Source organism: Flavobacterium adiutor, from assembly GCF_048282555.1.
GTDB lineage: Bacteria > Bacteroidota > Bacteroidia > Flavobacteriales > Flavobacteriaceae > Flavobacterium.
Window position 1 is genome coordinate 4,361,711 of sequence record NZ_CP182487.1, and the last position, 23,242, is coordinate 4,384,952.

The following is a 23,242-nucleotide window of genomic DNA, read 5'->3' on the forward strand; positions in this document are numbered from 1 at the left end:
TAAATATTCCACTAAATCCCGCATGAGGGATAGAAGTGGAAATCCTTTTGTGCCGGGGTTCGGCACAAAAGATTGTAACGGATAGCCCGACCCGCTTTTTCTGCGGGACATGTCCATAAAAAAAACCTTAGTCCAATGATGAACTAAGGTTTTTTTTATTTTGATTGTCGAGTTACTTGCGGAGATTCTTCGTTCCTCAGAATGACAAACATTGTGTTATTCGATTCTTTACATCATATCGATATATCTGTCATGATAGCCTAGTAAATATAAAACGCCATCAAGACCTAGGCTTGATATAGAATTTGAGGCACTTTCTTTTACTTTTGGTTTAGCGTGAAAAGCGATTCCGAGACCAGCCAGATTAATCATTGGCAAATCGTTTGCTCCGTCACCTACTGCAATGGTTTGGTTGATATGAATTCCTTCTTTTTCGGCAATGGCTGTGAGGTATTCGGCTTTCTTTAAGCCATCTACGATATCACCTATGTATTTACCGGTTAGTTTCCCGTCTTTAATTTCCAACTGATTGGCATGGACGTAATCAATACCCAATTCTTTTTGCAGGTATTCTCCAAAATAGGTGAATCCTCCAGATAAAATAGCCGTTTTATATCCGTAATATTTTAAGGCCTTCATCAAACGATGTGCTCCTTTTGTAATCGGTAAATTTTCGGCCACTTTTTGCAAAACGTCTTCACTAAGACCTTCCAATAAAGCCATACGCTTTTTGAAACTTTCGTTGAAATCAATTTCACCGTTCATAGCAGATTCTGTAATCGCTCTTACCTGATCTCCCACTCCGTTTAGTTCCGCCAGTTCATCTATTACTTCTGTCTGAATTAATGTTGAATCCATGTCGAAGCAAACCAATCGTCTGTTTCGTCTGTAAATATTGTCTTCCTGAAATGAAATATCAACATCTAAAGTCCTGGAAATTTCCATAAAATTAGCGGTCATTTGAATCTTATTCACAATGTCTCCGGTAACGGATAATTGTATGCAGGAACGTGGGTATTCTTCTTTCTCAACAACAGAAGTCCTTCCTGTCAATCTGATAATAGAATTGATGTTCAGGTTTTGGTCTGTCATTATTTTGGTCACGGCAGCCAATTGTACAGCCGTTAATTTCTCTCCTAAAATGTTAATGATGTAACGCTGATTGGATTGCGATTTTACCCAGGTTTCATAATCTTCAATAGAGATCGGAATGAATTTAACCTTTACTTCTAGTTCGTAAGCTTTAAACAAAAGATCTTTTAAAACAGGCCCTGAACTGGAACCTGCTTCGATTTCGAATAAAATTCCTAAAGATAATGTATCGTGAATATCGGCCTGACCTATATCTAAAATAACAGCATCATAAGCTGCCAATACTGTTGTTAAACCAGCTGTAACACCTGGTTTGTCATGTCCTGAAACTTTTAATAGAATAATTTCCTTATCGTCTTTTGCCATTTTATCCTTGTTGATTTAAGAAGCGACAAAAATCGGCAATCTATTGTTGATATAAAAGTATATTGTTTGTTTTTTTATAACGAAAAAGCACAAATCAATGTGCTTTTTCAGATTATTTAACAATAATGTTCAGGTATTAAAATAACCTAACTTTCATTGTCTTCATCACAATTAGCAAGATCTATCATCCAGTTTACTCCAAATTTATCTTTTAGCATTCCGAAATAAGGGCTCCAAAAAGTTTTCTGCATTGGCATATCCACTCTTCCTTCAGCTGTAAGTCCGCCAAATATTTTATCTGCCTCTTCAGTACTTTCTGCACTGATAGAAATTGAAAAATTATCCCCAAAACCTACATCTCCAAATTTTGAATGACTGTCACTTCCCATTAAAACTGAACTGCCAATTGGAAGCGAAACATGCATAATCCGGTTTGAATCTTCTTCTGAAACTACTTCCCCGCCATCTTCCGGAGGAGCATCCTTATATTTTCCCACATATTGGAATTCGCCTCCAAAAACGGATTTATAAAACCGAAATGCTTCTTCGCAATTTCCGTTAAATATTAAATAGGTATTTACTGCTTTAGCCATGATTCAAAATTTTAATTATTATCTGTTGTTATTTGCAATTGAAATTTATTTCTCCGAAAGCTCCTTAACTGATTCTAATGCTTTTGGAAAAGCTTCTTTAAAATAATCGATATGCTTTTCGATTACATCAACCTGAGAGATCAAATTTGTAAATTCATCATCAGGAATTAAACGGTAAGTTTCCATGTAACCGCTCCATTTTTCGGTTTCTTTATTCAGAGGCAGTTCTTTAAAGTCTTTTATTTCTCCAATATGCTTAAACGCCATATATTCATTTGGAATTTTCTTTTCGATAATACTGTTCATTCCTTCTCCACCGGGAGACATAAAATGTATTTTATCCCCTTCATTCCAGTCACTTACTGCATAAGAACCTTCACAAAATGCACTGGTCCATTTTTTATACGTTCCATCCTCCCATAAAACAGACCAGATTTTTTCCGGCGCAGCTTTGATTCTGATTTTAAACTCTAATGTTTCCATAATTACGATAATTTACTAAAATCCATAAATAAGACATTCCAACGATGACCGTCTAAATCTGTAAAACCGCAACCGTACATCCAGCCCTGACTTTCTGACGGAGGGGCAAAAACGGTTCCGCCTGCTGCTTTGACTTTTTCTGCTAATTCATCTACTTCTTCCCTGTTCTCTGCATCAATCGAAATCAAAATTTCTGAACCCGAATTAGTATCTGTAATCCCGTTTTGTGAAAAACCTGCAAAGACCGACTCTTCAAAAAGCATCACTACAAAATGTCCTTCGCCTACTAGCATGCAAGTCGAAGTTGGCGTGTCATGTTGCTCATTAAACGAAAAACCTATTTTCCAGAAGAAATCTTTCGCTTTTGCTACATCCTTTACAGGAAGATTCAACCATATTTGTTTTGTCATTTTTGATATTTTATTTGTTAGACAATTATTTTTTGAACTATGTAAAGTGATATAAAATAAACCTATATCTAAAAACTCTGAACCTTTTTGACTTTGAAAGCTTGGAGCTAAAAATTAATTATTCTCAACATAATTTTTAAAATTATCCAGGATTGCCTGCCTGCCTCCACGCTGCATTTCTTCGGAATTTTGTGTCTCAGGATCAAAACTTTCAATTATTTCTACTCCGTTTGGTGTTTCTGTAAAAGTAATTTCAACCTTTCTGCCGTCAGCCATTACATATTCAAGTGCTTCATTTGGACTCACCAAAGTAAATTCGCCTTCAAAATCAAAACTCATACTGCCGTCTTTTGCAGCCATGGTCGATTTAAATTTCCCTCCTTCTCTTAAATCGGATTCGGCATAAAGTGTATGCCAGTCCGGAGATGCGAAACTCCATTTGGTAATGTGTTCAGGAGAATTCCAAAAATTCCAAACCTTATCCAAAGATGCATTAATCGTATTTTTTACCATTATCATTAGTTATTTATTTAAAATTAAAGTTTCTTTTTTATAAAAATACAAATTATTTAACACAAAGTTAAAATATTCAAACAAGCTTTAAAATACAATAAAAGCCAAATTTAGGGTCATTTAAGACAAAATTTATATCTTCGTAAAGCTATAAAAACTAAAATCATGAGCAGAAAACTAGGATTAATCATACCTCACGACTATAAATTACTGAGTGTTGCCGCAATTTTAGAAGTGTTCGAAACGGCAAACAAACTTACTTCTAAAACCGAAAAAGCATTTGAAATTTTCCTCTTTCAATCTGAAGAGCAAATCGCTCACGAACATTCTTTTGGTTATAAAGTGAATACAATTCAGGATTCAGATATTGCCCTGAATCTCATTTTGATACCTGCTTTTACCACAGATAACATGAGCGAAATGATTGCAAAAAACCAAAAATTTATTCCGTGGCTGCAAAAACAGCATCAGTCAGGAGCCGAACTTGCTAGTTTTTGCACCGGTGCATTTTTGTTTGCAGCATCAGGTTTGCTCAACGAAAAACTCGCTACCACACATGTCGATGCCTGCAGTGCGTTTACAAAAGCATTTCCTTTAGTCAAACTAAAATCAGAAGAAACCCTTACCGCAGACGGAAGTTTATATACCAGTGGAGGCTCAACCTCAACGTTTCATTTATTGATTCTTTTGGTACAGAAATATTGCGGAAACGAAATAGCTGTTCAGATTGCCAAGATTTTCTCGATCGATTTAAACCGGTACAAACAAAGTTACTTCAGCACTTTCAGACCCAATCACCTGCACAATGACGCTTTGGTCGCCATGTTGCAGCAAAAAATTGAAAGTCAGTATCACAGTATCGAAACACTCGAAGAAATCACCAAAGATATTCCAACCAGCACGCGTAACATGACACGCCGTTTTAAACAGGTCCTCGGAATTCCGCCCATCGAATACCTGCAAAATATAAGAGTGGAGAGTTCAAAAAAATACCTGGAACAAACCCAGCTTTCGATTTCAGAGATTATCGAGAAAACAGGTTATAATGACCCAAAAGCATTTAGAAAAGTATTTTATAAAATGGTGGGTATGAAACCAATTGAATATCGGGAGAAATTCAGGGTTCAGTAATTTCAGGAGCAGTAATTATCTATTTAATAAGAACCTCTTGTCCTGCTCTCCACTCTATCTGTTGTTGCGAACCCCGCAACAACAGGATGCCATTTCGATCAGGGCTAAAACAGAAGTTTTGTTTTCATAACATGATTATGACTTAATAATCCACATAAGTACTTTTTTATTGATTTTCAAAAATTCATCAATTTCTTTCATACTTTCGTTTGAAACTGCCGGACAGCCCCAGCCTTCAGGTGTTCCATCTGGAAAAACTTCATTATCAGGAATTGCGTCCCAAGAATGGAGAACAATTGCACGACTTCTCGCATTTGAATTCGTTTTGTCTTTTCCTTGCAAAATATAATTGACTTTAATTCCCCACTGACTTATGCCACGATCTAAAACCACATATTTTCCAAGCGAAGAAGCATGTGAATCGAACTCATTACTAATTTGCGGATTTTCTTTAGAAGAACTTCTTCCCCATTGATTGTCGCCACAGCCATGACTTACCATATAAGATTTTGTAACTTTTTGCTTTTTAAAATCATAAACAAAAAATCTTTTATATCCAGAATGCAATCCTAAATCTATCAACATAAACTGATTCTGATTTAACTTATTTGTTTTACAATATTGTTTTGCTTCTTTATAATAATCGCTATAATCAATTTCAACTCGATGTCTTTTTGCAGAAACTATTTCGCTTTGATGTATATTTTCAGAAATAGCTGTTGCTTTGTTTTCTTTATTGCAAGAAAATCCTAAAATGAAAAATAGAATTAAAAAGTTCTTAATTACCATGTCCATCTCGATGAAAAAATTGATTATTAAAAAAGGCATTAAACATTTTAAATTCACCTAAATAAGAATCCTGAAAACTAATATCCTCAAATTTATCATTCAGTATTTCTTTAGGGAATTTTGAATACAATAATTTCTTTTCAACTATATTTTCTACTTCTAAAACCAAATCTTTAATTCTTCTCGAATCTAAATTTTCCTTTGCTAATTCTTCGATCCTAGATCTTGGAATAATCATTTGGTTTTTATGAATTATAATATCAACTACATAATATGGAATCAAAATACTTAAATATAAAGTAATTGAGCACAATTCATCTTCTTCAATTACACTTAAAAAAAATGTATAACATCGATCTTGCCCGTCCAATCTTGAAAAATCCTGAAAATCTTTTAGAACATGATCTTTAGCAAACTCTGCCGCAATATTATTTCGAATTTTCTGATTTTCATCTGAATCAAAATATTCCATTAGAGCTTCTAATCTTTTATATTCGACTGTTTCTAAATATAACTCTTTTTGAGTCCAAGGACAAACATTTTTAGGATAATATAAGTACGCCAAATTTTTTAAAACTTCAGTTATCATGATCAATCATAGAAAAATTAAGCATCAAATATATCTTTTTAAGAACAAGAAAGAAAAATATTACTTAAAATATTTAATCATAAAAAAACCTGCTCAACTAAATGAACAGGTTTTAGAAAAATATTAGTTTAAATTTAAGAAGCAATTTCCATGCGCTTCAATAAATTTTTACTCAATGTATGCTCTGCGTAATTTTTATCAATTGAAAGTACTTTATCATCAGAACTTGGCAGTTCGTACATGGCGTCTGTTAAAATTGCTTCGCATAGTGAACGCAGTCCTCGTGCGCCTAATTTGTATTCTAATGCTTTGTCAACAATAAAATCCAGAGCTTCATCTGTAACAGTAAATTCAACTTCATCCATCAAAAACAGTTTCTGATATTGTTTTACCAATGCGTTTTTAGGCTGCGTTAAAATGGCTCTCAATGTTTCTCTGTCTAAAGGATCCATGTGCGTCAAAACCGGTAAACGACCAATAATTTCCGGAATCAAACCAAAGTCTTTAATATCTTTTGGAATAATATACTGCAGTAAATTGTCTTTGTCTATATTGTCAGCATTCTTAGAAGTTGAATATCCAACTGCCTGACGGTTTAAACGTTTAGAAATGATACGTTCAACGCCATCAAAAGCTCCTCCGGCAATGAAAAGAATGTTTTGAGTATTTACCTCAACAAATTTTTGATCCGGGTGTTTGCGACCTCCTTTTGGCGGCACGTTTACAACCGTTCCTTCTAATAATTTAAGCAAAGCCTGCTGAACGCCTTCTCCGGAAACATCACGTGTTATGGATGGATTATCACTTTTGCGGGCGATTTTATCGATTTCGTCAATAAATACAATTCCTCTTTCGGCTTTGGTTACGTCATAGTCGGCAGCTTGTAACAAACGAGTCAGAATGCTTTCTACATCCTCACCAACATATCCCGCCTCTGTAAGTACAGTGGCGTCTACAATAGCCAAAGGAACATCCAGCATTTTTGCAATAGTTTTAGCTACCAGTGTTTTTCCTGTTCCGGTCTGCCCCACCATAATAATGTTACTTTTTTCAATCTCAACTTCGTCGTCTAATTGCTGCTGCATTAAACGTTTATAATGATTGTAAACTGCAACCGACATTACTTTTTTTGTCTGATCCTGACCAATAACATATTGATCTAAAAAAGCTCTGATCTCTTTAGGTTTTTTTAGGATTAAGTCCCCAATCAACTTAGAGGTACTGCTGGATTTTAATTCTTCTAAAACAATTCCGTGTGCCTGTTCAATACACTTATCGCAGATATGCGCATTGATCCCAGCTATTAATAAATTAGTTTCTGGCTTTTTTCTTCCACAAAACGAACATTCTAATACTACTTTTGCCATTCTTTATTTTAAGTTACTCAGCTGCAAAGATACTAAGTTTATGAGATTTTAATATTTAAACCTCAAAAACTTAGCAACCTATTAACCTTTATTCTTCTTTTAAAGTTTAAAGTTTCAGGTTTCAAGTTAACAGCTGCAACTTTAAACCTGAAACCTAAAACTAAAATTTAACTTTAAAATTATCCTCTTCTTAATACTTCATCAATCATTCCGTATTCTTTTGCTTCGTCTGCTTTCATCCAGTAATCACGTTCACTGTCTTTATGTACTCTCTCGAAAGACTGACCGGAATGCTGCGAAATAATGTTATATAATTCTTCTTTTAATTTAAGCATTTCGCGCAAGTTAATCTCCATATCTGTTGCAACACCCTGTGCTCCTCCTGATGGCTGATGTATCATTACTCTTGAATGTGGCAGGGCTGAACGTTTTCCTGCTGCTCCTGCACATAATAAAACCGCTCCCATTGAAGCTGCCATCCCTGTACAAATTGTAGCCACATCTGGTTTGATGTATTGCATTGTATCGTAAATTCCAAGACCTGCGTAAACACTTCCTCCAGGAGAGTTTAAATAAATCTGAATATCTTTTGAAGCGTCTGCACTTTCTAAAAATAATAATTGCGCCTGAACGATATTAGCGATCTGATCATCAATACCTGTCCCTAAAAAGATAATTCTGTCCATCATTAATCTTGAAAACACATCTAATTGAGAAATATTCAATTGACGTTCTTCAATAATATATGGCGTCATGTTGGTTGGAGTCATCGCAGCTACGATTTTGTCGTAGTACATCGCGTTTACTCCCTGATGCTTTGTAGCAAATTTTTTGAATTCTTTACCGTAGTTCATATTTTTAGTTTAAAAGTTTGAAAGTCTAAAGTCTTAAAGTGACTTTAAACGAATTAAACAAAGTTCATACCTTTTTATAAATGATGTCAATTTGTCTTCTTTTTATATTTAATAAGTTTTGAAATTTATGAAATAAAAAATTAAAACATAAGCTTAAAACTTAAAAAAAGAGCGTCAAAAATCATCTTTTGACGCTCAAATATAACTATTTTTTATCTTTCAATATCTGTAATAAAATCTTAAAGTTAGAAATAAACTAATAAATTTCTACTTCACAACTTTTGACTTTTACAACTTTTGACTTTCGACTAAATTTATTCTCCGTAAGACGCAGCAATAAACTCATCATAAGTTACTTCTTTTGTTGTTGGGTTTGCTTTTTCTTTAAACAAATCTAACAATTTAGCAGCAACAACCTGCTCAGATAGTCTTTTTACTTCATCCTGATTAGATAAAACTCTGGCAACAATTCCCTGAACTTCTTCTTCAGTTGGGTTAGTTTGCCCAAACTGAGCCATTTGCTGTCTGATTGCGTTTGATGTGAAAGCTTTCAAATCTTCGAATGTGATCTGAATATTGCTTTGAGCCATTGCTTTTCCTTCGATCAACTGAAAACGCAACCCTTTTTCAGATCTTGCGTATTCAACTTCAGCTTCTTCTGCAGAAAGTTTTTTCTCTCCAACTGTCTGCAACCATTTTTTAAGGAATTCAGCCGGTAAATCGAATTTTGTATTTTCTATTAAGAAATCCTGAACATCTAATAATAATTTTTGGTCAGCCTGCTGTGCAAATTGCGCTTCAGCATCTTCCTTAATTTTAGCTTTCAAATCTTCAAGAGAAGCTACTTTTCCTTCTCCAAAAAGTTTATCAAATAATTCCTGGTTTAATTCAGCCGGTTCAGAAACATTGATTGCTTCAATTGTAAAAGCTACATCAACTGCTAAATCATGTACATTATCGTGAGGTACTTTTAAGTAATCCATTAATTGGTGATCGTCTTCGAATAAACCTTTTGTGTTTACAGTAACTACATCACCCACTTCTTTACCAATAAACAAATCAGCTGTTTTCTTATCTTTGAAAACTGACAATGAAAGCGTTGTTTTGTTTTCGATTCCGTTTTCGGCGTTTGCGAAAGTTCCTGTTACATCAGCATCAGCAGTCACTTTTTCAACTGGATTTGCTTTTCCGAATTGTTTTTGGATACGCTCTACCTGCCCGTCGATTAACTTATCATCCGCAGTTACAACATATTTTACGATATCATTTTTAGCTTCAAGGTCAATTTCGAAGTTTGGCACTAAACCAATTTCATATTCGAATGTAAGTTCTTCTGCATCCCAGCTAAAATCTTCATTTACTTTTGGAAGCGGAGTTCCTAAAAGGTTTAATCTTTCAGATTGAATATAACGCTCTAAAGCTAAATCAACTACTTTTTTAATCTCCTCCTGCTTAATAGCTTTTCCGTATTGTTTTTCAACAAGATCTTTAGGCACCTGACCTTTTCTAAATCCTTTTACTTGAGCCAAAGGCATTTTTTCGTTGATTCTTTTTGCTACCTGACCTTTATAATCCATGTGAACAACATTCATCACAATGATCTCGTTTACAGCGTCTATTGCTACTCTTTTAATATCCATCTTCTTCTTTAATTTACATAATAAAATTGGGTTGCAAAATTATAAATTTTTTGCAACCCAGCCAAGTTTTTAATCTATTGTATTTGAAGCGTTTTAAAACAATTTCGATTTTATTTTTTATCGTCACCTACTATTTTATAAGTGATAGATTGCAGGATAGATAAAATAACACTAAAAATTAATGCAGTCAAAAACGAATCAACTGCAAAGCCACCGACAATTTTGGTACACAACATAATAATAATAGCATTTATAATAAGTAAAAACAATCCCAGTGTAATAACTGTAACTGGCAATGTCAGCACTACCAAAATAGGTTTAATAAACAGGTTTAATAATCCTAAAACTATTGCAACAATTACTGCTGTGCCAAAACTGGCAACATGAACGCCAGACAATAAGTTGGACAACAACAAAACCAAAGCTGCTGTTACCAAAAGTCTAAGTAGTATTTTCATATTTTTTCTAATTTAAATTCCCTATAAAAGTACTAAAACTTTAGCAAGTGAAACACTTTTATATCAAATATGCTGGTTCACAACAACTATCTCACAATTTAATACGTTCTGAAACTCATCAATAAATTCACGTTTAAAATCAGGCCAATTCCAAAATTTAAACCCAAGATTACTAAATCCCCAAGGCGGCTGAATTTTCATTTCATGAATCGCAATATCAGCATCGCAAAACGGGCAAGGCGACAAATCGGTTTCGTGACAAAACCAATATTCTATAAACATCCACTCTTCCTGAGCTATGTCATTGCCACAGTCTGGACAAATACAATTTAGCATTCCCGTTTCACCTGTATGAAATACTTCTCTATTGGTAATAATTTCGAGTCCGTTTACCGTTAGATGAAAAGGAAGCGATTCCGGAAAATCAGTAACCTTTTTAGCTCCTTCAGAAACAGCATAACCAGTACTTTCAGACAATATACAATCTGAAAGTACTGATTTTACAATATCTTTAGAAATTAACCAATTTACAATCTCCTGAGCCTTGGCTATATTATTTTCATAAGACGATTTTCTTGGTACTATTGTTATACTATGATCGCTCATTAATTAATTTAATAGGACTCAAAAAGGCTTTATACTTCCAAAAAAGCAATAGTGAGGTCAAAAAACAGTTTCGGATTTTCAGCATGAAGCCAATGTCCTGCATTTGGAATAGTTTCTAATTTCAAATTCGGAAAATGCTGTTTTATTGCATCGACATCCGAATCCAAAATATAATTTGAATTTCCGCCACGGATAAACAATGTAGGTTTATCGAAAACCAAACCATCAGCTAACGGTTTTCCTATTGCATCGAGATTGTTATTAAAAACCTCAAGATTAAAACGGAAAGCTAATTGCCCTGGTTCTTCCCAGTATAAATTTTTGAGCAAAAACTGGCGTGTTCCAAAATCAGGAACATATTGAGAGACTATTTCTTCAACATCTGCGCGGCTTGGTTTTGCCGAAAAATCAACCGCATTCAAACCAGCTAAAATATCCTGATGATGCTGTTTATAAAATTTCGGGCCAATATCTGCTACAATTAATTTATCTACAATTTGAGGATGTGTTGCTGCAAAAAGCATGGCTACTTTTCCTCCCATCGAATGCCCGAGCAAATCAATTTTGTCTAAATTATTTGCCTGACAGTATTCAAAGACATCCTGAACCATGGCTTCATAGCTCCATTCATCTGAATGAAAACTACGCCCATGATTTCTTAAGTCTAAAAGATGAACCTGAAATCCAGCTTCTGCATATTGTCCGGCAAGTGTTTTCCAGTTATCAGACATCCCAAGAAAACCATGCATAATTACAAATGGTTTTCCTTCGCCTTCTATTTTTGAGTATAACATTTTTATGATTTATTACTTATGCAAAGATAAAAAAACTTCTTTATCAATATAGCTGGCATAATTTCCATAAAAAAATTGATAAAAAAAAGTTTACAATTTTACAGTTTTTCATGTCCATCAAACACTTGAAAATTGTATATTCGCACTCTAAAATTTTGAATTTATTCGTTTAATTTAAACCCAACTCATGATTAAAAAATTATTTTTATTATCAGTAATTGTTTCTCAACTTACAATCTCATGTTCTAGTGATGACAACAATGAAACTTCATCGGAGCAAACCTTAGAGGAACAAATTGCTAACATTGTTAAACAGCCTTACTCTAAATTAACTCCTACAGAGCAAAAAGTTAAATTAGAAGCTGAAGCTAACGAAATGCTTGTTCAGTTAGACAAAACCAAAAAACTAAGTGCAATTGATGCTATTGAAAATTTAAGCAGATTGTTAAGCGTTAATTCTGTTGATATTTTCGGGGGGAAAAACGGTAATGAAGTAGAAGATATTTTGAATGTTTCAGGTGTATATGGTATTTACACTTGGAATAATACTCAAAAAATATGGATAAAAACAACTTCATCTACTGAATTAAAATTTATTTTTCCTGCTAAAGAATCACTAACTGTAAATAATGCAACTTTATCTGCAAAAAGTACATCTTCTGACATAAAAGTAAATATTACAGATACTTACGGAAATTATTTTTATAACGATGAAACCGGAGAATATGAAATTACAGACGATGTAAATGATCAAATTTTTTTACCTGCATCAGTTGATGCCGTTTTAACAATTGACAATACTCCAGCAGCTACATTTACACAAACTGCAAAATATTCTAACGGAAAGGAAATACCTAATGAATTTGCATATAAAATGGCATTAAGTGAAGGGTATAGCTGGGAAATGAGTGGTGTTAAAGCAACTAACAACACTTCAAAAGCTAACCTAACATATAATGGAAAAAATTTACTTTCATTCAATGCAGGAAGCACAGCAAGCATTGATGATTTACTAAACGATGATCAATTAACTCAATATAGAGGGAAAGCTAATGGATTGGTTCAAATCTTAGATAATTTTATTATTGTTGCTGATATGGATTTAGCTACTGCCGCATCAGATGAAGCTGCTTTGGAAGCAAGCAATATTTATCCGACAGAACCAAATTATGAAAGTGCAAACGCAAACTTTAAAGCTTATTTTACAGCTGTAAATACATATAATAAAAAAGAAAGCGAAGGAAAGACTGCAAATTTCAATAAAAATATGAAATTAATATTAGTATCTAAAAAAGATGGTACTAAGATAGCGGATATCATTCAACGTTCTGAAGTAGAATCTCATCAAACAAAATTACCTATATGGAATACTCAATACAAATTTTGGGAATGGTGGAGTGAAAAAGGAGAAGATTTTACTCAACAATATTACAATGAAGTATCTTATTTAAAATTCAGTGATAAAACCGAAGTTGAAATGAGCGTATATTTCTCATCTGGATTTGAAAATTTTGAAGCAAAATTTGAAGATTTTATAAAATCCTTTGAAAAATAAAAGTCTTTAACAATTTAATAAAGCCGATTTGAATTCAAATCGGCTTTATTTTTTTGAAGGTGTCCTAACAATTAGGACACTCCTTCCGTAGCCTGCCCAAATTCCAATTCCGCCTTTTACATTAGATTTTAAACTTGTATTAGAAGGATAAATTGGGTTTTTACTATTTACTATTTCATTCTGCCAACTGTTCCAAAAGTCTAATGCATCTTTATTTTGAGTTCTTAATTTTACATAAATTAAATCTCCATCAGAAAAATAAGGTGTAAATTTTGTTTTAGGAAATAATACAACTCCTCTATTTACCTGTACAGCCATTGATGATGTCATAAAGTTTCTATCATCAAGATTTCCATAAAATGATGGCACAAAAATGGGTTCCTCACCATCTATCTGAGTGGCTATTTGATAATAATTTTTTTCATCAACAGGATCATCAAATCTCACAAAAATATATCCTGTAGTATCTGTAGAATTCTTTTTAATATAATCAGCCCCCTTAAGATCAACACTTTTAGGGATTGTTGTTGCAGCTTCTATTATACGATTTAAATATTCAATTTTTAATGTATATTGTTTTCCTTCTTCTCCCTTCAAGATTGTTCCATAATAAACAAATGGAGGAACTCTGTTTTTATCATTTTTAACTTTTAAAACCTCAGAATATTCTCCATCAGAAATCGTGATTTTTGCCGATCGAATAACATGATTCAAAACATTGGTGGAATCAATTACATCTGTAACTGGAATACTGCTCGAAAGCAAAACCTGCGCATAATCTCCCTCTTCTATCCAACCTTCGACTACAATTTTAGATTCTATAATTGCCTGCTCACTAAAATCATCTCTGGAACAACTTGTCATTACTAAAACAAAAAGAAATAATAAATATTTTTTCATCTTTTAAAATTTAAACCTCCAGCTTATAGAAGGCAATATGCGATACAAAACTTTTTTATCTTGCTTTACAACAACGCTATTTTTATCTTCATCAACTTGAATATCTAAAACCACATAAATAGGATTATCAATATTAAAAGTATTATAAATTGAAAAGTTTAAGGCACTTTCTTTTTTATTGGTTTTAAAGAAAAAATAATTTACCGAAAGATCGGTACGGATATAATTTGGCATTTGCGTATTGTTGTATTCTGAATATTCTTTGACCGGATTATTATTTATAAAATACCACGAAGTTGGCATTGTAAATCGGTTTCCTGAACTAAATATCTGGGTCAATCCAAAATTCCACTTTGTATTCAGATCGTACATTCCTACAATTGAGAAATTATGACGTCTGTCGTATTTGGCAAAATACGTTTTCCCGTTATTAAGCTGATCAAAATTTCTGTCAGACCAGCTCAAAGTATAACTTAACCATCCTGTAAATTTTCCGTTATTTTTTCTAACCATAAATTCAAGACCGTATGCTGTTCCTTTACCAACAAACAAATCGTTCTTAAAAGTCGTGATTTCATTAAACTGAGTTATACCATAAGGATATTCAAGTAAGTTCGTCATTGAACGATAAAACCCCCCAAAAGAAGAAAAGATGTCTTTAGAAATATTTTGATTTGAACCAATTGCAAATTCATCTGATGATTGCGGTTTGATCCCATCTGAACTGGCAATCCAAAAGTCTGTTGGAATCCCAACACTTGAAGTCGTAATCAAACTTAAATATTGGTGTTTTTTATTATAAGACCCATAAAAAGAAAACCTTTCGTTCATCATATAATTTAATAAAAAACTTGGCTGAAAATGCAAATAAGAACTTTGTGATCCAGAGCTGTAATAATTTATTCTGAGACCTAATTCTGTATTTAATTTATCTGTAAACTTTGGTTTAAAAGTTGTAAAAATAGCTGTTTCATTCGCCTTGATAACGTTATTTTGAACTATATTTGAATTGGAAAAATTCTCAATATCAATTTTTTGAGGCTGAAGTCTATGATAAATGTATTGCAAACCAGATTCAACAGGAATGTCTTTTATACAATAACGAAAGGAATTATTAAAACCAAAATCTTTTACATAAGAAGAAACACCAAATTGAATTGTTGCCTGTTCCATACCCAAATCATTTGAGTATTGAGTAAAAAAAACAGCATTTGACATGCTTATTTTAGAGGAAAGTGTCGATGTTAAGGAAGGAGAAAACGTCAAATTACTCCATTTTAAACTGGTTTTCAAAGATAGATTATCATCCTTAATTTTTAATATATCACCAGAAACAAAAGCATCAATAGCAAACACATTCTTTTTAGAAATCTGAGATACAAAAGTGATATTCCCGTCTGAAAATCCATAATTCATATCTTCAACATCATTGTTTTTCGAAAATGAATTTACTAGTGGTCTAACAATCTCATCTATATAAGTCTTTCTACCAGATATATATATCCCGGTTTTTTCTGTAATTGGTAAAGTCAAATTTAATTGGGAAGCCAAAACCCCTATATTTCCCTTAACAGAAAAAATTGAAGGTATTTTCTTATTTGAAAGCAATGATGTTGTCGAACTTAAGCGACCTCCATATTTTGAGTTTGAGCTCGATTTGTCAAACTCAACTTCCATAATATGGCCCGTATTATAAAAAGGAAAGACACCTAATAAATGTGACATTCCATAAACTATTGTACCATTATACAATATTGCATTGTGCCCCGGATCTCCCCCTCTTACATATAAATAGCCATTAGCATCTCCTGAATTTTGAACCCCTGGAGTTAATTGCAAAATTTTAATAACATCAGTTGCTCCTAAAATAGTTGGAAGCGAAGACAATGCTTTTAAATTGAAAGATAATTTCCCTCCCGATAAAGATGATATGCCATTTTTTTTATCATTCGCTATAATTACTTCCTTCAACTCCGAAATATACTTTTCTAAAACAACTGAAATAACAGTATCTTTTATAAGATTAAAATGAATTGTTTTCGAAGTAAAATCTAAATGTTTGATATTAATAATTAAATCTCCTAAAGGAATGTTTTTTGAAAAGTTTCCTAAACTATCTGTAAAAACACTATAATGTTTATTATTGGTTTCGAAAGAAACACGTACGTTAATTACGTTTTCGTTTTTAGATGACTTTATATTTCCAGTTATTCTGGCATTTGACTGCGCAAAAACTTTGAAAAAACAGAATAAAAAAATGAGAATAGTAGATTTAGACACTTGATTTTAATAAGAAAAGTGCGAAAGTAAACAATTATAACCCAAATACATCAGGTTATAATTATTTTAATTTTAAACTTATTTCAACTTATTCAAATACATATTCACGACATTATCCAAACCCAGATAAAGCGCTTCTGAAATTAAAGCATGACCAATAGAAACCTCTAATAGTCCCGGAATGTTTTGTTTAAAAAACTGAATATTATCCAGACTTAAATCGTGTCCTGCGTTGATTCCCAAATCTAATTCATTTGCCAATTCTGCAGCTTTTACATAAGGATCGATTCCGCTTTTATTTCCTAAATTGTATTGAAGTGCAAAAGACTCTGTGTATAATTCAATTCTGTTAGTTCCTGTTTTTTTAGCACCTTCAATGATTTCCAATACCGGATCAACAAAAATCGAAGTCCTAATTCCGTTACGTTGAAATTCCTGAATAACTTCCGTTAAATAAGTCTGATTATTTATGGTATCCCAGCCGGCAGAAGAAGTAATGGCACCAATTGCATCAGGAACAAGTGTTACCTGATCCGGTTTGCATTCTAAAACTAAATCAATAAAATTATGCTGAGGATTTCCCTCAATATTATATTCTGTAGTAACAATCGATTTTAAATCGCGTGCATCCTGATAACGAATATGGCGTTCATCCGGCCGTGGATGAATTGTGATCCCCTGACCTCCAAATCTTTCAATATCGGCAGCTACTTTCAATAAATCAGGAACATTTCCTCCACGGGCATTACGTAAAGTTGCTATTTTATTGATATTTACACTTAATTTCGTCATAAAAATAGATTATTAATTCTGTAGCATTATATTTGTAAGAGCAAAAATACAAAGTAAAATCTAGCATTTTTTGCTATTTTTTGATTATTTTGCATCAAATATCTTCAAACTACTTATGACAGAAATCACCAACTATATCACCAACGATTTTAGAGCAATCGATAGTCAGGAAACGATAGCATCTGTTCAGGACTTTTTTGCTGATTTAAGTTTTTCTCATTTTCCTGTTGTGGAAAACGAAATTTTCATTGGGAGCATTGCTTCAGATGATATTGAAACATTTGATACGAATAAGAAAATAATTGATTACAAATACACATTAGAACGTTTTTTTGCGAGAAAATCAATGATTTGGCTCGACGTTTTGGAAATTTTCGCCAAAAACCATACGAATATAATTCCCGTTCTTGACGAAAACAATTTCTATATTGGATATTATGAAATGGAAGATATAATGAAATTTTTTCAGGAAACTCCATTTTTAAAAGAACAAGGCGGTATTATTATCGTACAAAAAGGACTTTTAGATTACTCTATGGCACAGATAGCGCAAATTGTAGAGAGTAATAATGGTAAAATTCTGGGCTGTTTTGTATCTGAAGCCGATTTAGAAAATGTTCACATTACAGTAAAAATTGGGGTTGGACCAATGAACGAAATCATCCAGACCTTCAGAAGATACAATTACGAAATTATATCAGAACATCAGGAAGATACTTATATTAACAGCCTAAAAGAACGTTCTGATTATTTAGACAAGTACCTTAATATATAAATATAATAGGGCAATTAGAAAATGAGTCAGTAAGATGATTTCACATTGGCACATTATCAAATTTTCTCATTATCTAACTCAACAAAATGAAAGTAGCTATTTACGGACAGTATTACCAAAACAGTACCGAACCCATTATCAAAGATATTTTTGTGTTTTTCAACAACAATAATGTCGAAATGGTCATCGAAGAAAACTTCCTGAAAATGCTTTATGAGAAACAATTAATTAAAAAAGAATATAAAACCTTCTCAGGAAAAACAAAACTTGACAATAGTTTTGAAATGTTACTTAGTATTGGAGGCGACGGAACTATTTTAAGAGCTGCTAGTTTAGTTCGTAATTCAGGTGTCCCTATTTTAGGAATCAATGCCGGAAGACTAGGATTTCTTGCAACTGTTCCAAAAGAAAGTATTGATGGATTTTTACAGTTTGTAATTGATAAAAACTATACCATTTCTGAAAGAACATTACTAAGTCTGACCTGCGAGCCAAAAAATGACGCTATTGAAGACGATTTAAATTTTGCAATGAACGAAGTTACAGTTAGCAGAAAAGATACAACTTCTATGATTACTGTTGAAACTTATTTAAATAATGAATACCTAAACTCATATTGGGCTGACGGACTTATTCTTTCGACACCAACAGGCTCTACAGGATATTCATTAAGTTGTGGCGGACCAATATTAACTCCTGATGTAAAAAGCTTAGTAGTTACACCTATTGCTCCTCATAACTTAAACGCCAGACCATTGGTTATACCTGATGATACTGAAATAAAACTTCGTGTCTCCGGAAGAGAAGACCAATATTTAGTATCTCTTGATTCGCGAATTGCTTCTATTAGAAATGAATCGGTCTTAACCATAAAAAAAACAGATTTTAAAATTAAAATGGTTGAAATTCCCGGCGAAACTTTCTTAAAAACTCTTAGAAAAAAATTGCTCTGGGGAGAAGATAAAAGAAATTAATTTTTTTTATAGACTAAACTATACAATATTAATACTCTTTCTCGTTTTACATATACCGAATATTCATTAAACATCCCAAAATAATACTGTTAATTTAAAAAAAGACACATTTATCTAAAGGAACGTTGATTCGTATTGATAATTATTATATTTGCACGCAATTTTGAATTAAATGAAGAAAATTTTTAATTTATTGTTATGTTTTTTTCCCTTTATCACACTTAATGCTCAAATAAACGAGATTGGTGTTTTTCTTGGCGGAAGTAACTTTATAGGAGACGTTGGGAGCACTACTTATATTGCTCCTGAAAAACCTGCTACTGGTATCTTATACAAATGGAACAAAAGCCCGCGCCATTCCTATAGGTTTTCATACACACAATCCAGAATTACAGGAAATGACCGACAATCTGAAGAACCCTCAAGATACAAAAGAGGCTTTAGTTTTAAAAATAACGTAAAAGAACTTTCTGCCGGTTTAGAATTTAACTTCTTTGATTTTAATTTGCATGATGAAGATCTAAAAATAACTCCCTATGTCTTTTCTGGTTTAAGTTATTTTCGATATGATGAATTACATACAATAAACGGAGTGACAAAAAAAGACAAAGGAGAAAATTCACTCGCCATACCTATGATATTAGGAATAAAATCAAATATTAGTCGTGATTTTGTCTTAGCTGCTGAAATTGGGGCAAGATATGCCTTCACAGATAATATAGATGGAAGCAACCCTAAAGATGATTCGTTTGCGAATAATCGTTTTGGGAATTTAAATAATAACGATTGGTATGTTTTTACCGGAGTAACCTTAACATATACCTTTGGACAAAAACCTTGCTATTGCGCAGAATAAAATGAGTTTATTAGAATCTATAGATAAGACAAATTTACCTAAACATCTTGCCATTATTATGGACGGTAATGGGCGTTGGGCAAAACAACAGGGCTTTCTCCGTACGTTTGGACATGAAAATGGTGCAAAATCAGTTAAGGAAACTATTAAAACATGCGCTAAACTTGGTGTTGAATTTTTAACTTTATACGCTTTTTCTACCGAAAACTGGAATCGGCCTAAATTAGAAGTAAATACTTTAATGAAATTACTAATCAATTCATTAAGAAAAGAACTTACTACTTTACAAGAAAACAACATCAGACTTAATGCTATTGGAAATCTTGAAAAACTACCAAAATCTGCTCAAAAAGAGTTAATAGATGTTATTGAAAAGACAAAAAAAAACACTCGTCTGACCCTTACACTGGCCTTAAGTTACGGATCCAGAGAGGAATTAGTGAACGCTGTCAGGATCATAAGCGATAAAGTTAAAAATAATATAATTTCATTAGACAGTATTGACGATTCAATTATAAATGAGCATCTTTACACGCAAAATTTACCTGACGTAGATTTATTAATACGAACAAGTGGAGAACACAGAATAAGTAATTTCCTGCTTTGGCAAATAGCCTATTCGGAATTATATTTTACTGATGTACTCTGGCCTGACTTTAAAGAACAAAATTTGTATGAGGCTATCATTAGTTATCAAAAAAGAGAACGTAGATTTGGAAAAACCAGTGAACAAATTAAATAATTTTTTAGTGTTGCAAAATAGAATACAAATAGTACTTACCCTACTCCTTTTGGGTAGTTTTTCTCAAATCAAAGCCCAAGAAAGAATTCCTTTTGACCAAGGAAAAAAATACATTCTTGCAAAAGTTTCTGTAGTTGGTAAAATAAGCTTCAATGAACAAACTGTTGTAACCTTTTCGGGCTTACAAAAGGGTCAGGAAATTACTGTTCCGGGCGAAGAAATTAGTGGCGCAATTAAGAAACTGGGGAAGCTTGGACTTTTCGATGAAATTGCTTTTTACGTAAATAAAGTTGAAAATGACAGTATTTATCTAGACTTAAATATAGTAGAACTTCCCAAATTAAACGAAGTAAAATTTGTTGGCGTTAAAAAAAGTAAAGTTGAAGGACTAATAAAAGACAATAGCCTGACAAAAAGCAAGATAGTAAATGAAAACTTAATAACTACTACAAAAAACTATATAGAAAATAAATACAAAAAAGAAGGTTTTTACAACACCAAAGTCACTATTACAACCACTCCTGACACTACTGCAGGAAACAATGTAAACATGCTTGTTCGTGTGGACAAAGGAGACAAAGTAAAAATAAGTAGCATTGACTTTACCGGGAATAAACAACTAACGGATAATCAATTGAGAAGGGCCATGAAAGACACCAAACAAAAAAACGTATTTCGTGTTCTGAAAGCTTCGAAATTTATTCCTGAGAAATATAAAACCGACCTAGAAAAAGTTATTGCCGCTTATAAAGAAAAAGGATACCGTGATGCCCGTATTATATATGATTCTGTCACTTATAATAAGGAAAAAAACATGCTTGCTATTAAAATTAATCTGGAAGAAGGAAATAAATATTACTTCGGGAATATTAAATTTTTAGGAAATACGGTCTATTCAGATCAACAGCTTAGTCGTTATTTAGGAATAAAAAAGGGGGAAACTTACAATGGTGTCTTGCTAGAAAAACGTATTGCAGACAAAACGAAACCTGACGGGGAAGATATTACCAACCTTTACCAGAATAATGGCTATTTATTTTCTAACATTAATGCCGTAGAAACGAGAACAGTAAATGATACTATCGACTTTGAAATTAGAATAACTGAAGGTCCAATTGCTTATTTTAACAAAATATCGGTAGTAGGAAACGACAAAACCAATGATCATGTTATCTACCGCGAATTAAGAACTAAACCAGGCGAAAAATACAGTAAAGAATTATTAGTAAGAACTATTCGTGAGATTGGACAATTAGGTTTTTTCGACCCTGAAGCGATTGATCCAAAATTCAAAAATGTAGATGCTGCAGCCGGAACAGTAGATATCGAATACAATTTAGTTGAAAAAGGTTCCAGTCAGGTAGAATTACAAGGTGGATATGGCGGCGGAGGCTTCATAGGAACTTTAGGATTATCTTTCAATAATTTTTCGGCAAGGAATATGTTTAAAAAAGAGGCCTACAAACCATTGCCTATGGGAGATGGTCAAAAAGTATCTCTGCGTTTACAAGGAAGTACTTATTTCCAAACGTATAGCGTGTCGTTCTCTGAACCTTGGTTTGGAGGTAAAAAACCGGTACAATTTAGTTCCTCTATTTCTTATAGCAAGCAATTCAATTATAGTTATGGACGAAATGTAGACAAAAGCCAAAGTTTTAATATTTTTACCATACAAGTTGGACTTGCTAAAAGATTAACTGTTCCGGATGATTATTTCGTACTATCTCAGTCGGTAAGTTACCAGCACTATGATTTAAATAATTACTTCACAGGATTATTTACCTTTGGAAACGGAGCATCCAGAAACCTTGCTTACACTATTGGATTAACCAGAAGCAACAAAGGAATTAACCCAATATTCCCAACTTTCGGGTCTGAATTCAGTGTTTCTGCTAAAGTAACTCCACCATATTCATTGTTTAATGGGATTGATTATTCAAAACTAGGAGATAAAGAAGAAAATAAAGCAAAATCAACTACGACTTATGAGGACAGTAATAAAATTATTGTAAATCCTGGCGATTATATAGATAGTAATCAAAATAAAGTAAGTACTTATCAGGAAGCAGCAGCAGATCCTGCTAAAGTAGATCAGGAGAAATATAACTGGCTTGAATATTATAAAATTAAATTTAGAGCAGACTGGTATAATAAAATATATGGAAAATTAGTTTTAAGAACATTAACCGAATTTGGTTTCATGGGTGCTTACAACCAGGACAGAGGGATTGTTCCATTTGAACGTTTTTATTTAGGGGGAGATGGTATGGCGAACTACTCTATGGACGGAAGAGAAACAATTGGATTAAGAGGGTATGAGAATAACTCTTTAACTCCTATAAATAGTGTAGGACAACAGGTTGGAGCAACCATTTATAACAAATTCTCAATGGAATTGCGTTATCCAATTACCCTTAAACCATCGGCATCTATTTATGCACTTACGTTTTTAGAAGCGGGTGCATCTTATAACGGATTTAAAAACTATAACCCTTTCGATCTCTATCGCTCTGCTGGTTTTGGTTTACGTGTTTTCATGCCTGCCTTTGGATTACTGGGTATTGATTTTGGTTACGGATTTGATGCTCAGACAGGTGAAACAAAAGCACACGGTCAGGAAATTCATTTTATTATTGGACAACAATTTTAAAAAGATGATATTTGGTTAAAAATTTTGAGATAA

23 protein-coding genes are annotated in these 23,242 nt (G+C 32.9%); 7 read left to right on the forward strand and 16 right to left on the reverse strand.

Annotation, left to right across the window (positions count from 1 at the left end):
• Positions 1-228: 228 nt before the first annotated feature.
• The 5 genes from serB to ACNC7R_RS18465 all read right to left on the reverse strand — a co-directional run bounded on the left by serB (position 229) and on the right by ACNC7R_RS18465 (position 3,463).
• Positions 229-1,458 carry a phosphoserine phosphatase SerB gene (gene serB / locus ACNC7R_RS18445; protein ID WP_417942501.1) on the reverse strand — a complete coding sequence of 410 codons (1,230 nt, stop codon included), beginning with the start codon at positions 1,456-1,458 and terminating at the stop codon, positions 229-231.
• A gap of 146 nt (positions 1,459-1,604) precedes the next feature.
• On the reverse strand, positions 1,605-2,051 hold the full coding sequence (locus ACNC7R_RS18450) for a VOC family protein (protein ID WP_417942502.1): 447 nt from the start codon (positions 2,049-2,051) through the stop codon (positions 1,605-1,607).
• Between the two features lie 45 nt (positions 2,052-2,096).
• Positions 2,097-2,534 carry an SRPBCC domain-containing protein gene (locus tag ACNC7R_RS18455; protein ID WP_417942503.1) on the reverse strand — a complete coding sequence of 146 codons (438 nt, stop codon included), beginning with the start codon at positions 2,532-2,534 and terminating at the stop codon, positions 2,097-2,099.
• A 2-nt stretch (positions 2,535-2,536) separates the two neighbouring features.
• Positions 2,537-2,944 (reverse strand): VOC family protein, encoded by a 408-nt coding sequence (locus ACNC7R_RS18460; RefSeq protein WP_417942504.1) that lies wholly within the window; start codon positions 2,942-2,944, stop codon positions 2,537-2,539.
• Positions 2,945-3,058: 114 nt separating this feature from the next.
• Positions 3,059-3,463: an SRPBCC family protein gene (locus tag ACNC7R_RS18465; RefSeq protein WP_417942505.1), complete on the reverse strand. Its 405-nt coding sequence runs from the start codon at positions 3,461-3,463 to the stop codon at positions 3,059-3,061.
• Positions 3,464-3,622: 159 nt separating this feature from the next.
• On the opposite strand from ACNC7R_RS18465, the gene ACNC7R_RS18470 reads away from it, so the two are divergent.
• Entirely contained in the window at positions 3,623-4,588 is a 966-nt protein-coding gene (locus ACNC7R_RS18470; RefSeq protein ID WP_417942507.1) for a GlxA family transcriptional regulator, read from the forward strand.
• 135 nt (positions 4,589-4,723) lie between these two features.
• Here ACNC7R_RS18470 and ACNC7R_RS18475 read toward each other — a convergent pair whose 3' ends face one another.
• The 8 genes from ACNC7R_RS18475 to ACNC7R_RS18510 all read right to left on the reverse strand — a co-directional run bounded on the left by ACNC7R_RS18475 (position 4,724) and on the right by ACNC7R_RS18510 (position 11,685).
• Positions 4,724-5,416, reverse strand: a complete 693-nt coding sequence (locus ACNC7R_RS18475; protein WP_417942508.1) for a murein L,D-transpeptidase catalytic domain-containing protein — start codon at positions 5,414-5,416, stop codon at positions 4,724-4,726.
• On the reverse strand, positions 5,367-5,966 hold the full coding sequence (locus ACNC7R_RS18480; protein ID WP_417942509.1) for a hypothetical protein: 600 nt from the start codon (positions 5,964-5,966) through the stop codon (positions 5,367-5,369). Before ACNC7R_RS18480 ends, ACNC7R_RS18475 begins: the two co-directional genes overlap by 50 nt.
• 134 nt (positions 5,967-6,100) lie before the next feature.
• The gene (gene clpX, locus ACNC7R_RS18485; RefSeq protein ID WP_417942510.1) at positions 6,101-7,333 is read right to left on the reverse strand and encodes an ATP-dependent Clp protease ATP-binding subunit ClpX; all 1,233 of its coding nucleotides are present in this window, start codon (positions 7,331-7,333) and stop codon (positions 6,101-6,103) included.
• A 179-nt stretch (positions 7,334-7,512) separates the two neighbouring features.
• Positions 7,513-8,187 (reverse strand): ATP-dependent Clp endopeptidase proteolytic subunit ClpP, encoded by a 675-nt coding sequence (gene clpP / locus ACNC7R_RS18490; RefSeq protein ID WP_417942511.1) that lies wholly within the window; start codon positions 8,185-8,187, stop codon positions 7,513-7,515.
• A gap of 314 nt (positions 8,188-8,501) precedes the next feature.
• The gene (locus ACNC7R_RS18495) at positions 8,502-9,827 is read right to left on the reverse strand and encodes a trigger factor (RefSeq protein WP_417942512.1); all 1,326 of its coding nucleotides are present in this window, start codon (positions 9,825-9,827) and stop codon (positions 8,502-8,504) included.
• Positions 9,828-9,937: 110 nt separating this feature from the next.
• Positions 9,938-10,285, reverse strand: a complete 348-nt coding sequence (locus ACNC7R_RS18500) for a phage holin family protein (RefSeq protein ID WP_417942513.1) — start codon at positions 10,283-10,285, stop codon at positions 9,938-9,940.
• Between the two features lie 63 nt (positions 10,286-10,348).
• The gene (locus tag ACNC7R_RS18505) at positions 10,349-10,891 is read right to left on the reverse strand and encodes a hypothetical protein (protein WP_417942514.1); all 543 of its coding nucleotides are present in this window, start codon (positions 10,889-10,891) and stop codon (positions 10,349-10,351) included.
• 29 nt (positions 10,892-10,920) lie between these two features.
• Entirely contained in the window at positions 10,921-11,685 is a 765-nt protein-coding gene (locus tag ACNC7R_RS18510) for an alpha/beta fold hydrolase (RefSeq protein WP_417942515.1), read from the reverse strand.
• Between the two features lie 187 nt (positions 11,686-11,872).
• Here ACNC7R_RS18510 and ACNC7R_RS18515 point away from each other — a divergent pair, with 187 nt between their 5' ends.
• Positions 11,873-13,240 carry a hypothetical protein gene (locus tag ACNC7R_RS18515; RefSeq protein ID WP_417942516.1) on the forward strand — a complete coding sequence of 456 codons (1,368 nt, stop codon included), beginning with the start codon at positions 11,873-11,875 and terminating at the stop codon, positions 13,238-13,240.
• Positions 13,241-13,285: 45 nt separating this feature from the next.
• Here the strand turns inward: ACNC7R_RS18515 and ACNC7R_RS18520 are convergent, their stop codons facing one another.
• The 3 genes from ACNC7R_RS18520 to ACNC7R_RS18530 all read right to left on the reverse strand — a co-directional run bounded on the left by ACNC7R_RS18520 (position 13,286) and on the right by ACNC7R_RS18530 (position 17,212).
• Entirely contained in the window at positions 13,286-14,140 is an 855-nt protein-coding gene (locus ACNC7R_RS18520) for a DUF4249 domain-containing protein (protein ID WP_417942517.1), read from the reverse strand.
• 3 nt (positions 14,141-14,143) lie between these two features.
• The gene (locus ACNC7R_RS18525; RefSeq protein ID WP_417942518.1) at positions 14,144-16,420 is read right to left on the reverse strand and encodes a TonB-dependent receptor plug domain-containing protein; all 2,277 of its coding nucleotides are present in this window, start codon (positions 16,418-16,420) and stop codon (positions 14,144-14,146) included.
• A 78-nt stretch (positions 16,421-16,498) separates the two neighbouring features.
• Positions 16,499-17,212, reverse strand: coding sequence for a pyridoxine 5'-phosphate synthase (locus ACNC7R_RS18530; protein ID WP_417942519.1), 714 nt, complete (start codon positions 17,210-17,212; stop codon positions 16,499-16,501).
• Positions 17,213-17,327: 115 nt separating this feature from the next.
• On the opposite strand from ACNC7R_RS18530, the gene ACNC7R_RS18535 reads away from it, so the two are divergent.
• The 5 genes from ACNC7R_RS18535 (at position 17,328) to bamA (ending at position 23,209) form a co-directional block, all read left to right on the forward strand.
• On the forward strand, positions 17,328-17,987 hold the full coding sequence (locus ACNC7R_RS18535) for a CBS domain-containing protein (protein WP_417942520.1): 660 nt from the start codon (positions 17,328-17,330) through the stop codon (positions 17,985-17,987).
• An 86-nt stretch (positions 17,988-18,073) separates the two neighbouring features.
• Complete coding sequence (locus ACNC7R_RS18540) at positions 18,074-18,961, forward strand: NAD kinase (RefSeq protein ID WP_417942521.1); 888 nt, start codon at positions 18,074-18,076, stop codon at positions 18,959-18,961.
• Between the two features lie 172 nt (positions 18,962-19,133).
• On the forward strand, positions 19,134-19,817 hold the full coding sequence (locus ACNC7R_RS18545; RefSeq protein ID WP_417942522.1) for a DUF6089 family protein: 684 nt from the start codon (positions 19,134-19,136) through the stop codon (positions 19,815-19,817).
• 1 nt (position 19,818) lies between these two features.
• Positions 19,819-20,559, forward strand: a complete 741-nt coding sequence (locus tag ACNC7R_RS18550) for an isoprenyl transferase (protein ID WP_417943194.1) — start codon at positions 19,819-19,821, stop codon at positions 20,557-20,559.
• Positions 20,492-23,209, forward strand: coding sequence for an outer membrane protein assembly factor BamA (gene bamA, locus ACNC7R_RS18555; RefSeq protein ID WP_417942523.1), 2,718 nt, complete (start codon positions 20,492-20,494; stop codon positions 23,207-23,209). Before ACNC7R_RS18550 ends, bamA begins: the two co-directional genes overlap by 68 nt.
• Positions 23,210-23,242: the final 33 nt, after the last annotated feature.